Genomic DNA, 16,984 nt, shown 5'->3' on the forward strand with positions numbered 1-16,984 from the left:
TCAGCAGAGCGCTACCCGTTCAACGAACTCGACCAACACTTCTTCAATCCCGGCGAGGCACTTTTCATCACGGGGAATCTGGAAATGCCCGCAGTCGATCATCTCGCCGCCGAGATCCGGCTGCCCCAGTTGCGCCGCCAGCTCCATGGCTTCGTCGTCACGGCCCCGGGTCCACCAGCAGGTCGGTGCAATCCTCAGTGCGCTGCAACGATCCAGTTGCAGTGACAACTGCTTGAGCCGGCGCGCAACGCTGAACACATGGGCCAGTTCATCAGCCCCCAGTGCCACGTAGGTCGACCCTTCGCGGCTGCCGGCCAGTGCCGCGGACAACAGCCCGCGCACGTTGGCGCTGGTCTCTTCGCCCTGCACCGCCAGGTGCTGCGCCACATCCGGCAGCGTCGCCTGTACGAACTCGCGCAGGTCGCTGTGCCAGTCATCCCGCACACCGGCATTCACCGCCGCCGATGGCACGAAGCTGTCTACCAGCCCGACAAACGTCACCTGCTGACCGGCACTTTCCAACTGCGCGGCCATCAGCAGCGCCAGCGTTCCGCCCAGGGACCAGCCCAACAGGTGATACGGCCCTTGCGGTTGATGGGCACGGATCTGCGCCACGTAATCACTGGCCATGCCCTGCAGGGAGGCATCGTCCCAGGCCGGATCGAGCAGCATCCGCGCCTGGATCGCCAACACCTGACGCTGACCGCTCAAGCGCCGCGCCAGCGGCTCGTAGTCGAACACCGTACCGAAGCCGGCGTGTACGCAGAACAGCGGCGCCACAGCCGACACCTCGCCATTCATGGCCAGCAACCCAGTGCTTTTCAGGGCCGTGCCCTGCACGCTGGCCACCAGTTGCGTGATGCTCGGCTTCTGCATCAGGTCGCGCAGCTTCAGGCTCAAGCCCTGGGCCTTGAGTGAGCGGCTGCGAGCAATCACTTGCAGGCTGAGAATCGAATCGCCCCCCAGTTCGAAGAAGTTGTCGGTGACGCCCACGCGCTCGATTTTCAGCACCTGCTGCCAGATCGTCGCCAGGGCTTTTTCCAGCTCGGTGACCGGTGCCACGTAGTCCTGACGTTGCTGTTCAACCCCAGGTTCCGGCAGGGCCTTGCGGTCGAGCTTGCCGTTGGGCGTCAGCGGCATGCGCGCAAGTAGCGTCAGGTGGACCGGCACCATGTAGTCCGGCAGGCAGGCCTTGAGTTGTTCACGCAAGCGCTCGCACAAACCGTCGGTGTCCGTGTCGGCGTTGGCCAGCACATACCCGAGCAGTTGCTTGCCGCTGCCGCCTTCGCGGGCAACCACGGCGGCATCTCGCACTCCCGGTTGCTGCTTGAGGCGGGCCTCGATCTCCCCCAGCTCAATGCGGAACCCACGGATCTTCACCTGATGGTCGATCCGTCCCAGGTAATCGAGGGTGCCGTCTTCGCGCTGACGCACCAGGTCGCCGGTACGGTACAGACGCCCGCCCGTGGCGCTGAACGGGTCAGCGACAAAGCGTTCGGCCGTGCCACCGCTACGCCCCAGATACCCCCGGGCCAGGGCGCTGCCACCCAGGTACAGCTCACCGGCGATACCGGCCGGCAAGGGGTTGAGGTCGCTGTCCAGCACATAGCCGCTGCGCTCTCCCACCAGACTGCCGATCGGCGCGTAGGCCGCGCCACATTCATCCGCCGGGCCGGCTTTCCAGATCAATGGCGTGACCACGGTTTCCGTCGGGCCATAGCCATTGATGATGTGTTGCGGCTTCAGTGCACGCTTGGCCAGTTCGAAGCTCGCCACCGGCACCGCATCACCGCCGAAGCAGTAGATGCGCACCGCGGGCGGGTTGCCCTGCTGCTCGGCGTGTTCGGCCAGCTGTTGCAGGTACACAGGCGGGAAGGCCGCGACGGTCACCTGATGCTCATGCAGGGCGGCGTAGGTCTGTTCGGCGGTCCACAGGTTGTCGTCACGGATCAACAGTCGCGCACCGTGGGTCAGGGTGGTCAACCAGCGTTCATGAGCACCGTCGAAAGCGAACGACATGAAGTGCAGTTCACAATCGTCCGGCGTCATCGCGTACCGCTCACCGATCGCCTGGCAATGCATCGCCAGCGGCCCGTGGGCCACGCCGACGCCTTTTGGCAAGCCGGTGGAGCCGGAGGTGTAGATCACGTAGGCCAGGTTGTCCGGCTGCACCGCCACCTGCGGCGCGTGGCCCGGTTGCTGATCCAGGTTCAGGCGGTCTAGGTGCATCACGTGCAGGTTGTCCTGCACCGGCAATACACCGCTCAAGCTCGAATCGCTGAGCAACAGGGCGATGCCCGAATCGCGCATCAGATAGCTCAGGCGCTCCCGTGGGTAGGTCGCGTCCAGCGGCACATAAGCACCGCCGGCCTTGAGCACTGCCAGCAAGGCGACAATCATCTGCTCGCTGCGCGGCAAGGCCACGCCGACCCGCACGTCCGGGCCGACGCCTTCGGCAATCAGCGCGTGGGCCAGACGGTTGGCGCGCGCCTCGATCTGCCCGTAGCTGAAGGACTGGCCGGCGAATATCACCGCAGGCTGTTGCGCGTGTTGCCGCGCCCATTGCGCGATGCGCTGGTGTACCGGCAACGCCATTGCCTGCACCGCCGGTGCGGCAACTGCCTCGACCTGCCCCGTGACCAGCCCCACTCGCCCCAGCGGCTGTGTGGCGTCAGCCGACAGCGCGTCCAGCAGGCCTTCCATATTGCGGCGAATACCTTCCACCGTCGCCGGATCGAAATGCTCGCGCAGGAACATGTATTCGATCACCAGGCCGTCTTCCAGGGTGACCATCAGGTCCATCGGGAAGTTGGTCAGGCCGGCGCTGCTGCTGTCGCCGAAGCTCAGGGAGTCATCGCGGAACTCGCGCAAGGCCTGATCGATCGGGTGGTTTTCGAAGACGATGATGCTGTCGAACAACGATTGCCCGGCACGCCCGGCCCAGCGCTGCACGTCGGTCAGCGGTGTGTATTCACGCTCGCGCATATCCAGGTTGTAGTCCTGCACATCACGCAGCCACTGACCCACCGCTTGCTCAGGCGGCACGTCCTTGATCACCGGCAAGGTGTTGATGAACAGCCCCAGGATCGACTCGGACGCAGGCAGGCTCGCCGGTCGCCCGGCCACGGTGGCACCAAAGGCCACGCAGCGCTGGCCGCTGTAACGGCTGAGCAGCACCAGCCAGGCGCCCTGCACCAGGGTGTTGAGGGTGATGTGCTGGGACTGGGCAAAGGCCTTCAAGTGTTCGGTACGGGTTTGTCCCAAACGGCTGTAGAGCGCTGCATGTCCCCTGCCCTGTCCGGTGCGCGGCACGGCGTCGGCCAGGTAAGTCGGCTGGTCCAGTGGCAGCAGGTGCTGGCGCCAGAAGCCTTCGCTGGCGTTGGCGTCCTGCTGTTGCAGCCAGTTGACGTAGCGACGGTACGGCACCGCCTCGGCCAGTGCCTGGCCCGAGTAGTGGCTGAGCACTTCACCGATCAACCGGGAACTGCTCCAGCCGTCGATCAGGAGGTGGTGATAGGTCCAGATCAACTGATAGCTGTCGTCACCCAGGCGCACCAGCACCAGGCGCTGCAAGGGTGGACGGTCGAGGTCAAAACCCTTGGCCCGCTCACGGTCGGCCAGTGCCTCCAAGGCCTGGGCCGAAGTGTCCTGCCCGCGCCAGTCGAGCAGGCTGATGGGCAGGGCCGCATCGGCCAGCACGAACTGCAAGGGCTCGGCCAGGTCCTGCCACAGGAAGCCGGTGCGCAGAATGTCGTGACGCTGGCTCACCGCCTCCCACGCGGCCTTGAAGCGCAACGGCTTCAGGCCTTGCACCGGGATGCACAGCTGGTTGATGTAGAGGTCGACGTCCGGCGAGTTCAAGCCGAGGAACAACATGCCTTGCTGCATCGGTGACAAGCGGTACAGGCCATCGAGCCGACCTTCGGGCAGCGGCAACCCGGCCACCTGTGCGTCGCTCAAACCGTGCAACGGCAGATCGGGCAATGGCGTTGGTTGCGCTGCCAGACTGTCAACGATCAGCGCCCGCAGCGCCAATTGCTGGATGGTCGGTTGCTGGAACAGGTCCTTGGGGCTCAGTTCGATGCCGTGTTGACGCGCGCGGCTGACCACCTGGATCGACACGATGGAGTCGCCCCCCAGGGCGAAGAAGTTGTCCGTGGTGCTGACCTGCGTCACCCCCAACACCGCTTGCCAGATATCCACCAATGCCTGCTCGGTGGCATTGGCCGCTGCCACGAAGTGTTCGGCGGCCGCGAACTCCAGCGCCGGCAGGCGCTTGCGGTCGAGTTTGCCGTTGGGACTGAGGGGCATCTGCGCCAGCCAGACGAGATGGCTCGGCACCATGTAGTCCGGCAGGTTTTCCCCCAGCCGGGCACTGAGGCTGTCGTGCAGGTGTGTACGAACCGCCTGCTCAGCCTCCAGGGTCTCAGGGTCGCTGGGCACCAGGTACGCCACCAATTGCTTGCTACCCAGCACCTCCTGAGCCACCACCACCGCTTCACGCACGGCCGCGTGCTCCACCAACCGGGTTTCGATCTCCCCGAGTTCGATGCGCAGGCCACGCAGTTTCACCTGATGGTCGATGCGCCCGACGTATTCAATCACCCCATCGGCGCGGTACCGCGCCAGGTCGCCGGTGCGGTACAAGCGCTGGCCGGCCACGAACGGGCTGGCCACGAAACGCTCGGCGCTGAGCCCCGGACGACGATGGTAACCACGGGCCAGGCCAATGCCTCCCAGGTACAGCTCACCGGCCACGCCCACCGGCAACGGGTTCAAGCCGCTGTCGAGAATGTAGGTGGCGAGGTTGGCAATCGGCTGGCCGATCGGTACGCCATCGCGGCCTTCATCGCGACAGGTCCAGTGGGTCACGTCGATGGCCGCCTCGGTCGGCCCGTAGAGGTTGTACAACCCGGCACCCGGCAGTTTGGCGAACACCTGCAACTGCGCGTCCACCGGCAGCGCTTCACCGCTGCAGACGATACGCGTCAGGCCGGTGCAACTGGCCACGTTGGCGTCCTGCAAGAACGCTTGCAGCATCGACGGCACAAAGTGCAGCGTGGTGATGCCTTGCTGGTTGATCAGCTCGATCAGCCTGGCCGGATCGCGGTGATCGCCCGGCCGCGCGACGACCAGTCGGGCACCGGTCATCAACGGCCAGAAGAACTCCCAGACCGACACGTCGAAGCTGAACGGAGTCTTCTGCAGGATCCTGTCGTTCGCGCTCAGGTCGTAGGCCTGTTGCATCCACAGCAAACGATTGGTCAAGGCTCGATGGGCGTTGCCCGCCCCTTTCGGCAGACCGGTGGAACCTGAGGTGTAAATCACGTACGCCAGGTTGTCGGCGCTGCTGGCCACCAGCGGATCAACCGCCGGCAATGCGCCGAACGCCAGGCCTTCAGGCTCCAGGCACAAGCACTGCAGCCCCTCGGGAACCGGCAGGCTGGCGAGCAACGGCGACTGGGTCAACAGCAGGCTGATGCCGCTGTCGACCATCATGTAGCTCAGGCGCTCGCGGGGGTAGTCCGGGTCCAGCGGCACATAGGCGCCCCCGGCCTTGAGAATCGCCAGCAGGCCGATGACCATTTCCAGGCTGCGCTCAACCGCAATCCCCACCAGCACATCGGGACCGACCTTGCGCTGGATCAGCGCGTGGGCCAACTGGTTGGCCCGGGCATTGAGCTGGGCATAGCTCAGGGACTGCCCGGCAAACACCAGCGCCGTGGCTTGCGGTGTACGCCGGGCCTGGGCTTCGATCAGCGTGTGAACGCACAGCGCTTGCGGGTACGTCACCTCGGTGGCATTCCACTGCTCGACCATGCGTTGCTGTCCGGCGGCATCCAGCAGGTTCAACTCTCCCAGGGTGGCGTCGCCCGAGCCCGCCAACTGCTGCAACAGCGTGTCGAAGTGCGTGCTCAACTGCCCGATCACCGAGTCGGCGAACTGCCCGCGCTGGTAGCTGTAGTGCAACGACAGCTCATCGCTGACATTCACCGCCAGGGTCAGTGGGTAGTTGGTCTGTTCGTGGTTGTCGATGTTGCCAAAGCGCAGTTCGCTCGGGGCGCCCTGCTCCAGGGCTTGGGATACCGGGTAGTTCTCGAACACCAGGATGTTGTCGAACAGCGCTTCACCGCTTTTGCCGGCCCAGCGCTGGATGTCGAACAACGGCGTGTGTTCGTGTTCGCGCAGGCCGAGGTTCTGCGCCTGCACAGCCTGCAACCACTGGCCGACGGTCTGCTCCGAACGCGGGCTGGCGATGACCGGCAAGGTGTTGATGAACAGGCCGATCTGCTGCTCGACGCCTTTGAGTTCCGTCGGACGCCCGGCCACCGTGGCGCCGAACGCCACGGTTTGCTGACCGGTGAGGCGCTGTAGCAGCAACAGCCATGTGGCCTGGACCAGGGTGTTGAGGGTGACCTTTTGCTGGCGGGCAAATTCGCCCAGGCGCCGGGTCTGCACCGCGTCGATGAAGCGATACTGCTCGCCATGACCCTCGAGCTGTTCTTCACGCAGCTGACACTGTACCGCCTGGGCCAGCCGGGTGGGTTCCTGAAGGTTGGCCAACTGGCCTTTCCAGTAGGCTTCGCTTGCATTGCTGTCCTGACCTTGCAGCCACTGGATGTAGTCGCGATAACGCCCGGCCTGTGCCGGGACCGGCTCGCCGCTGTAGCGTTGCAGGACTTCGCCCAGCAACTGCGAATTACTCCAGCCGTCCATGAGGATGTGGTGGTTGGTGTAGATCAGATGGCAGCGCTGATCATCCAGGCGAACCACCACCATGCGCAGCAGCGGCCCGTGGGCCAGGTCGAAACCCTGGGCCTGTTCGGCAGCCGCCAAGGCATTCAAGGCCTCGTCAGGCACGACGCGGTCACGCCAATCGAGCACGCTGAACGGCATGCACAACTGTTTGTGCACCACTTGCACCGGGCGCGCCACCGCGCCCTGCCAGACAAAACCGGTGCGCAGAATGTCATGGCTGTCGACCGCCGCCTGCCAGGCATCACGGAAGCGTTGCGGGTCGAGACCTGCGACATCCAGGCGAACCTGGTTGATGTAGTCGCCACCCGCTTGCTCGTACAGGCTGTGGAACAGCATGCCCTGCTGCATCGCCGACAGCGGATAGACATCGGCGATCTGGCTGGTGCTGACCGGCAGGCTGTCGAGTTGCGCCTGGGTCAGGCCCGCCAGTGGGAAGTCCGATGGCGTCAGGCCTGCGACACCGGGTTCGGTGCAGTGGGCAATCAACGCCGCCAGTTCCTGCGCGTAGTCCGCCGCCAGGCGCTCGATGGCATCGCGACTGAAACGCTCACGGCTGAACGTCCAGCCCACACTCAGTTCGCCGCCATACACCTGGCCATTGAGGGTCAGCCAGTTGCCCAGCGGCGCGTCGGCGCTTTGTTCCAGGCCGCCGCTTTCCTGAGCCGGAGCAAACAAGGCCGCGTCGTCGCCGTCGAAGCTGCCATCGAACTGGCCCAGGTAGTTGAAGGTGATCCGAGGGCTAGCCAGCGCACGCAGGCTCTTCTGTACCGACTCATCGCCCAGGTGGCGCAAGGCACCGTAACCCATGCCCTTGTTGGGGATGGCGCGCAGTTGCTCCTTGATCTGCTTGATCGAGTCGCCCTGCCCGGCCGCTGGCGTCAGGCGCACCGGGAACAGGCTGGTAAACCAACCGACGGTGCGGGTCAGGTCGATGCGGTCGAACAGTTCTTCACGACCATGGCCTTCGAGCTGGATCAGCGTCGAGGCCTGGCCAGTCCAGCGCCCGATCACCCTGGCCAGCGCAGTCAGCAACAGGTCGTTGACCTGGGTCCGGTAGGCCGCAGGCGCCTCTTGCAGCAGTTGCCGGGTCAGGTCCTGGCCGAGACGGGTTTGCACGGTCAGCGCCAAGTAGTTCTGCTCCCCCCCATCGAGGCGATCGCACGGCAGGTCGGTGCTGACATCGCTCAGGCAGTTCTGCCAGTAAGCCAGTTCCGCTTGCAGCGCCGGACTGCGGGCATAGCGCTGCAACTGTTCGCTCCAGTCCTTGAATGCACTGGTTTTGGCCGGCAGTGCCAGGGGCTGGCCGGTACTCACTTGCTGATACGCACTCTGCAGGTCTTCCAGCAGAATCCGCCACGATACGCCGTCCACCGCCAGGTGATGGATCACCAGCAACAAGCGCTGGCTGCCGTCGTCGAGGGTGGCCAGTACCGCCCGCAGCAGCGGTCCGTGTTGCAGGTCGAGACTGCGCTGGGCCCGATTGCCCAGGGCTTCCAGTGCGTGGGTGTCCGCTACCTGCGCCTGCCAGAGCAGGTCATGGTCCTGCACGGCGTCGAGTGACAGGTGCGTGGCCACCCAGATGCCCTCCTGCGCCTGAAAAGTCAGGCGCAAGGCGTCGTGATGCAGCACCAGCGCGTGCAGTACCTGTTCAAGGGTTGCCGCGTCCAGCGTGACTGCCGGTTTGAGCAGCAGCGACTGGTTCCAGTGGTGACGCTCGGGGATCGCATCCTCGAAGAACTGCTGCTGGATCGGCAGCAGCAACGCCGCGCCGCTGACGGCCCGCTGGTCGATAACCACACCGCTGTCACCCACCCCGGCCACCAGGGCCAGGCGCTGTACGGTCTGGTGCTGGAACAGGTCCTTGGGGCTCAGGCGAATACCGGCCTGACGGGCACGGCTGACCACCTGGATCGAGATGATCGAGTCACCGCCGAGCTCGAAGAAGTTGTCGTGCAGGCCCACTTGCGGCAGCTTCAGCACGTCCTGCCAGATCGCCGCGAGTTGCTGTTCCAGCGCGCTTTGCGGCGCCTGATAGGCCTGCTGCGACTGGCTGGCGTCGGGGGACGGCAGTGCGTTGCGGTCGAGTTTGCCGTTGGCGGTCAACGGCAACTGCGCCAGCAGCACCAGGTGCGCCGGGATCATGTGTTCCGGCAAGTTGTCCTTGAGGGTGGCACGCACGCGGTCACGCCAGTGCGCCTGCTGTTCGGCGCTGCCATCGAGCACCGTTGCATCGGCCGGTACCAGGTACGCCACCAGTTGCTGGCCGCTGAGACCCGGCTGCGCCAGTACTGCGGCCTGGCGTACGACGTCCTGCTCCAACAGTTGCGCCTGGATTTCACCCAGCTCGATACGAAAGCCCCGGATCTTCACCTGATGGTCGATGCGCCCGACGTACTCGATGACCCCGTCAGCGCGATAACGCGCCAGGTCACCGGTGCGGTACAAACGCCCACCGTCGGCGGCAAACGGATCGGGGATGAAGCGCAGGCAGGTCAGGTCGGCACGGTTCAGGTAACCCCGCGCCAGACCGGCGCGCCCCACATACAGCTCACCGATGCAGCCTTTGCCGACCGGGTTCAGGTCGCCGTCGAGCAGGTACCAGGACAGGTCCGGGATCGGCTCGCCAATAGGGCTGCCGACCTCGCGCTGCAGGTCGGCCATGGACAACGGTCGGTAGGTCACGTGCACCGTGGTTTCGGTGATGCCGTACATGTTGATCAACTGCGGGGCCGTATCGCCGAAGCGTTCGAACCAGTCGCGCAGGCTCCTGACCTCCAGCGCTTCGCCGCCAAACACCACGTAGCGCAGCGACAACTGGCTGGCGCGGTGCCCGGGCGCACAGGCCACCTGCATCAGTTGCTTGAAGGCCGATGGCGTCTGGTTCAGCACGCTGATGCGCTCGCGGCACAGCAAGGCATGGAAATCTTCCGGCGAGCGACTGACCTCATACGGCACCACCACCAGCTTGCCGCCGTGCAGCAGCGCACCAAAGATTTCCCATACCGAGAAGTCGAACGCATAGGAGTGGAACAGGCTCCAGACATCCTGCGGGCCGAAGCTGAACCAGGGGGCGGTGGCTGCGAACAGGCGCACCACGTTGTGGTGGGCGAGCAAGGTGCCCTTGGGTTGCCCGGTGGAGCCGGAGGTGTAGATCACATACGCCAGGTTGTCCGGACTCATCGCCACCTGCGGGTTGGCGTCGCTGTAGCCCTCAAGCCCGTCATCGTCCTGATCGAGGATCAGGCTGCGCACGTTGTCCGGCACCGGCAGGCGCTCCAGCACATGGCGTTGGCTCAACACCAGGCCGATGCCGCTGTCCTGGATCATGTAGGCCAGGCGTTCCTCGGGGTAGGTCGGGTCCAGCGGCACATAGGCCCCGCCAGCCTTGAGGATGGCCAGCAGGCCCACCAGCATCTCCAGGCTGCGCTCCACCGCCAGCCCCACGCGTACATCCGGCCCTACCCCGCTGTCGATCAGCGTGTGGGCCAGGGTGTTGGCACGGCGGTTGAGCTCGCCGTAGCTCAGGGTCTGGTCGAGATAGCTCACGGCGATCGCATCGGCATCACGCAAGGCTTGCGCTTCGATCAACCGGTGCAGGCACGCCTGGCTCGGGAAATCCGCCACCGTCGGGTTCCACTGCAACAGGGTGGCCGCCCGTTCGGCGTCATCGTGCAACGGCAACTCGCCGATGCGCTGCCCGCCATCGGCAACCACCGCGTGCAGCAGGTTCAACCAATGCCCGGCAAACCGCGCCATGGTCGCGGCATCGAACAGGTCGGTGGCGTAGGTCAGTTCGGCCCAGAGGTTGTCGGCGGATTCGAAGGTGTCCAGGGTCAGGTCGAACTGCGCCGTGTGCGAGGCCCAACTCAGTGGCTGGATCTCGATGTTCGGCAGCCGCGCCGCACCACGGGCTTCGCGCGCCTGGCTCTGGTGGTTGTGCAGCACCTGGAACAACGGGCTGTGACTGAGACTGCGCTGCGGTTGCAGGGCATCGACCAATTGCTCGAACGGCAAGTCCTGATGGGCCTGGGCGCCGAGCACATTGTGCTTGACCTGTTGCAGCAAGCTGCGAAAGGTCTGCTGGCTGTCGACGTCGGCCTTGAGCACCTGGGTGTTGACGAAGAAGCCGATCAGGCCTTCGGTTTCCACCCGGCTGCGATTGGCCACCGGCACGCCGACGCGGATCTGCGCCTGGCCGCTGTAGCGATGCAACAAGGTCTGGAACGAGGCCAGCAACAGCGTAAACAGGGTGACCTGCTCGCGCTGCGCCGCCTGCTTGAGGCCGGCGACCAGTGCCGGGCTCAAGGCGATGTCATGACGAGCTCCGCGATAGCTCTGCTCGGACGGGCGCGGACGGTCGGTCGGCAGTTCCAGCAGTGGTTGCTCGCCCCCCAGTTGTGCCGTCCAGTAGGCCAGTTGACGCTCGCGCTCCCCAGCCTCCATCCACTGCCGTTGCCACTCCGCGTAGTCGGCGTATTGCACCGGCAACGCCGGCAACTGCGGCGCCTGCCCCTGACTGTAGGCGGCATACAGGGCGATCAGTTCGTCGACCATGATGCCCATCGACCAACCATCGGAGACGATGTGGTGCAAGGTAATGATCAGCGCATGGTCATCGGCCGCCAGGCGCAACAGCTTGACCCGCAGCAGCGGGCCTTGCTGCAAGTCGAACAGGTGCAAGGTCTCTTGCGCCACCAGCGCCTGCAGGCGGGCGTCATCCAGATCACGCTCGACCTCCTGCACTGCAAGGTGCAACGAAGCCTGGGCCTGGATCACCTGCTGGGGCTGTGGTTGATCGCTGACAAAACAGGTACGCAAGGATTCGTGGCGGGCGATCAGCGCGTCGAAACTGCGCTGCAATGCCATCAGGTCCAACTCACCGCGCAGGCGCAAGGCAGCCGGCACGTGGTAGGCGGTGCTGGTGGGTGCCAGTTGCCAGAGGAACCATTGACGTTCCTGGGCGTAGGACAACGCCAGCGGTTGCTCACGAGGCAGCACGGCAATCGCAGGCGCACGACTGCCATGCTCGACACCCAGTGCGGCAACAAAGTCCTCCAGCGTGCCGTGCTCGAACAGGGTGCGCAGCGGCACCTGGATGTTCAGCACCTGGCGCACCCGCGACACCACCTGGGTCACCAGCAGCGAGTGACCACCGAGTTCGAAGAAGTTATCCGAAAGCCCCACTTGCTCGAGTTTCAACACCGTTTGCCAGATCTCCGCCACCCGGTGCTGGGTGGCGGTCCGTGGCGCGGTATAGCTCGACTGCGATTGGCTGGTGTCGGGTTTTGGCAGGGCCTTGCGGTCGACCTTGCCATTGGGGGTCAGGGGTAATTGAGCGAGGAACAGCAAGTGCGTCGGCACCATGTATTCCGGCAGCTGTGCCTTGAGGCTGGCCTTGAGCGCCGTACGCAGTTCGGCTTCGGCCTCGGGGTTGGACGGCTCGCTGGCCGCGACCACGTAACCCACCAGTTGCTGACCGGTCGGGCCGTCCTGGGCCACCACCACCGTTTCCCGGACGCTGTCCAGCGCCAGCAGGCGGGCTTCGATTTCGCCAAGCTCGATACGGAACCCGCGAATTTTCACCTGATGGTCAATGCGCCCGATGTACTCGATCACACCCTCGGCGCGATAGCGGGTCAGGTCGCCGGTGCGGTACAGCCGCTCGCCACAGGTGGAGAACGGATCCGGCACAAAGCGTTCGGCGGTCAGTGCCGGGCGTTGGAAATAGCCACGGGCCAGGCCATCGCCACCGATCAGCAGTTCGCCGGGAGCACCCGGCGGGTTGAGTGCCTGGTCGCTGCCCAGAATGTACAGCGCGGTGTTGTCGATCGGCTTGCCAAGGAGCGGCCGAGGACTGTCTGCGCTCAGCGGATGCAGGGCCGACCAGATGGTGGTTTCGGTCGGGCCGTAGAGGTTCCAGACCTTGGGCGTCAGCGCCAGCATGCGTTGCGCCAGCTCCTGCGGCAATGCTTCACCGCCACACAGGAGCGTGCGCCCGGCCAGCAACGCCGCGTCGTCGCTGTCGAGCAGCATGCGCCAGGTCGAAGGCGTGGCTTGCAACACCGTCACCGCCCAGCGCCGAATCAATTGCAGCACTGCCTGCGGGTCCTGGTGCACGTCCTTGCCGGTCAGCACCACACTGGCGCCGGCCAGCAACGGCCCATAGATCTCCAGGCCGAAAATGTCGAAGGAGAACGTGGTCAGCGACAACATGCGGTCGCAGGCCATGATGCCGGGCTGACCGACCATGCTGGCGACGAAGTTGAACAGTGCGCCGTGACGCACCATCACCCCCTTGGGTTTTCCGGTGGAGCCGGAGGTGTAGATCACATACGCCAGGTGCTGCTCATCCACTGCTACCGTTGGGCTGGACTGCGGATAGCCTTGCAGCCAGTCCCCCGGCTGATCCAGCACCAGCATGGCGAGTGTGGCCGGAATCGGCAGTTGCGCCTGCACATGGGCCTGGGTCAGCAGCAGTTCGATGCCACTGTCTTCGATCATATAGGCCAGTCGATCCTCGGGGTACGCCGGGTCCAGCGGTACGTAGGCACCACCGGCCTTGAGGATCGCCAGCAGGCCGACAATCATGTCGACGCTGCGCTCGACGGCGATCCCCACCAGCACGTCCGGCCCTACGCCCTGCTCGATCAGCTTATGGGCCAGCGGGTTGGCGCGGCACTCCAGTTGCTCGTAGGTCAAAGTGTCGTCGCCGACGATCAGCGCAATGGCTTCCGGCGTCAACCGGGCCTGGGCAGCGATGCGCTGATGGACACCGGCCGCTGGCGCGCCGTGGTCGGTGACGCGCTGCCAATCCTGTTGCAGATGGCTGTGTTCGGTGGCATCGAGCAGCGGCAATTCGCCGATGCGCTGGGTCGGGTTGGCAACGATAGCGCGCAGCACATTCTGCCAGTGCCGCGCCAGGCGTTCGACGGTGGCCGGGGTGAATAGGTCGGTGGCGTAGGCCAGTTCGGCGGCGATGCCGTCGCTCGACTCGTAAGTGCCCAGGGTCAGGTCGTACTGGGCGGTGCGCCCTTCCCAGACAATGTCCTCGACATTCAGCTGTGGCAGTTGCACCTGGCTTTGCCGTTGGGCCTGGTCGTTGACCGCCTGGTGGTTGTACATCACCTGGAACAGCGGGCTGTGGCTCAGGCTGCGTTCCGGTTGCAGGGCTTCGATCAACTGTTCGAACGGCAGGTCCTGATGGGCCTGGGCCGCCAGCGCCGACTGTTTGACCTGGGCCAGCAACTGGTCAAAGCGCTGCTGCCCGTGAACCTCGGCGCTGAGCACCTGGGTGTTGACGAAAAAGCCGATCAGGCCTTCGGTTTCCACCCGGTTGCGGTTAGCCACCGGTACCCCGACGCGAATCTGCGATTGACCGCTGTAGCGGTGCAGCAACGCCTGGAACGAGGCCAGTAGCAGCATGAACAGGCTGCTGCCTTCACGCTGGGCCAGTTGCTTGAGGCCGGCGCTGAGCTCGGCCGGCAGGTTCAGGTCCAGGCGCGCACCGCGATAGCTTTGCACCGCCGGGCGCGGGTGATCGATGGGCAACTCCAGCACGCTGTCCTCGCCGCCCAGGGTGGCGGTCCAGTAGGCCAGTTGCCGCTCACGCTCACCGGCCTCCAGCCAGTGGCGTTGCCAGATCGCATAGTCGGCGTACTGCACCGACAGCTCGGGCAAGGTCAGGGGCTGGCCAGTGGTGTCGGCGGCGTAATGCTGGATCAGTTCGCCAACCATCACTTGCATCGACCAGCCATCGGAGATGATGTGGTGCTGGATCAGCGCCAGCACGTGGTCGTGTTCGTCGACCTGCAGCAGCGCCACGCGCAGCAACGGGCCGCACGTGAGGTCGAACGGGCGATGGGTTTCACCGTCGACGAAGGCCTTGATGCGGGCCTCGACCTGCGACGACTCAAGACCGGCAGGCACTGTCTGGCACGCAATGCTCAACGGCATCTGCGCGTGAATCACCTGCACCCGTTGTTCGCCCTGCTCGGCAAAGGTGGTGCGCAGACTTTGATGGCGCGCAACCACCGCGTTGAAACTGCGTTCCAGCGCGGCGACGTCCAGCATGCCTTTGAGGCGCAAGGCGCTGGGGATGTGATACGCGCTGCTGTGGGGGTCCATCTGCCAGAGGAACCACTGGCGTTCCTGGGCATAGGACAACGGGATCGCGTCGAAGCCGGACTGCACCTCGGGGATCGGCAGGTTTGCCGGGGAGACGCCCTCTTCGAGCATCTTCTCCAGGTACAGTTTGCGTTTGTCCAGCGGCAGAGTGATAAAGCGCTTGGCAATCCTCAAAGCAACACTCGTGTCCATTAGACTTCCTCCATTTCGTCAAGCAGGGCTTCTAGCTTGCTCAGTTTCTGTTCATTGACGGGCCCGTCGGTGGTGTCCAGACGGGCAACGAATTCACCCAGGGTCGGGTGCTGGAATAGCAGTTGCGGGGTCAGCGTGAGGCCCCGTTCAAGGGCCAGGCGCGACACCACATTGACGGCCAGCAAGGAGTGGCCGCCCAGTTCGAAGAAGTGATCGTTCAGGCCCACGCGCTCAAGCTTGAGCACCTGTTGCCAGATGCTCGCCACCTGCTGTTCAAGCTCGCTGCGGGGGGCGAGGTAACCGGCCTGCAGTTGGCTGGCATCCACTGCCGGCAGCGCCTTGCGGTCGAGCTTGCCGTTGGGGGTCAACGGCAGCTGTTCGAGGAACACCAGGTACGCCGGCACCATGTAATCGGGCAGGTGTTCCCTGAGCCCGGCCTTGAGCGCATCACGCAGGGGGCGTTGCTCATCGCTGGCACTCAGATCCAACTGCGGGGCGACCACATAGGCCACCAGTTGCTGACTGCCCAGCACCTCCTGCGCCAGCACCGCCACTTCGCTCACCGCTGGCTGATGCAGCAGGCGCGCTTCAATTTCCCCCAGTTCGATGCGGTAGCCGCGGACCTTCACCTGATGGTCCATGCGCCCGCGGTACTCGAGCACACCGTCCTGGCGCTGGCGGGTCAGGTCGCAGGTGCGGTACATGCGCTCGCCATTGCTGGCGAACGGGTTGGGCACGAACTTCTCGGCGGTCATGCCAGGACGCGCCAGGTACCCCCGGGTGATGCCGCCGCCGGCCAGGTACAACTCGGCCGATACCCCCTGCGGCACCAGCTGCAGGTCGGTGTCCAGCACATAGCCGGCGGAGTGCTTGATCGCCCGGCCGATATTGGCCTGGGCCAAGGCCTCGCGCCGGGTCCAGGTGGAATAGGTGGTGTCTTCCGATGGGCCGTACAGGTCGAAGACGTGCTCCAGCGTCGGCGACTCGTACAAGGCATCCACCAACGACTGTTTCAACGGCTCGCCGGCCAGGTTGATGATGCGCACGCTCGGCGGGATCTGCCCGGTGCGCTGCAAGGCCGCAATGGCCGACGGCACGGTGTTGATCAGGCGCACCTGATCACGCGCCGGTAGCTGCGGCAATTCCAGGGCATTGCGCGCGATGATCAGTGAGCCGCCATTGGCCAGGGTCACGAACAGCTCCCACACCGACAGGTCGAAGCACACCGAGGTGGAGGCCAGTACGCCCTGGATGTCGTCGCGGCTATAGACCGAGTGCGACCAGTCGATCAGCGCCAGCACGTTTCGATGGGTGATCGCCACGCCCTTGGGTTGGCCGGTGGAGCCGGAGGTGTAGATCACGTAGGCCAGGTTGTCCGGCGACACTGCGGTCACGGGCGCCGTGTCGGGCATGCCACCCAGCCATGACGACGCGTGCTCCATCAGCAGCACCTCAGTGCCCGCCGGCACCGGCAGGCTGGCGGCGATGCCGGCTTCGGTCAGCAGTACCCGTGCATGACTGTCTTCGAGCATGTAGGCCACGCGCTCGGCCGGGTAGTCCGGGTCCAGCGGCACATAGACGCCCCCGGCCTTGAGCACCGCCAGCAAGGCCACCAACAGACTGTCAGAGCGTTGCATCGCCACGCCGACCCGCACTTCCGGGCCAACCCCCAGGGCGATCAACCGGTGCGCGACCTGGTTGGCCCGAGCGTCGAGTTCGGCGTACGTCAGTTGCTTGAGACCGAAGGTCACCGCCAGCGCATCGGGCGTGGCCAACGCTTGCCCGGCAATCAACTGATGCACGCAGCCTGTCGGCTTGACGTCCTCAAACGGCGGGTTCCACTCCAGCACGGCCGTGCGCTGCTCGGCGGCGTCCAGCAACAGCCAGTCACTCAGGCAACGCTCGGGGT

General features: G+C 65.0%; 2 protein-coding genes (1 of these 2 cut by a window edge). Both read right to left on the minus strand.

The window, feature by feature from the left end:
• On the minus strand, window positions 1-15,075 hold the full coding sequence (locus tag AC3WQN_RS21990; RefSeq protein ID WP_103401323.1) for a non-ribosomal peptide synthetase: 15,075 nt from the start codon (window positions 15,073-15,075) through the stop codon (window positions 1-3).
• On the minus strand, window positions 15,075-16,984 hold the 3' end of the coding sequence (locus AC3WQN_RS21995; RefSeq protein ID WP_103401324.1) for a non-ribosomal peptide synthetase. The gene runs 10,528 nt beyond the window's last position; the window shows 1,910 of its 12,438 coding nt (coding positions 10,529-12,438); the start codon falls outside the window, past its right edge; it ends in the stop codon at window positions 15,075-15,077. Before AC3WQN_RS21995 ends, AC3WQN_RS21990 begins: the two co-directional genes overlap by 1 nt.

It is taken from the genome of Pseudomonas sp. FW300-N1A1, assembly GCF_058789115.1.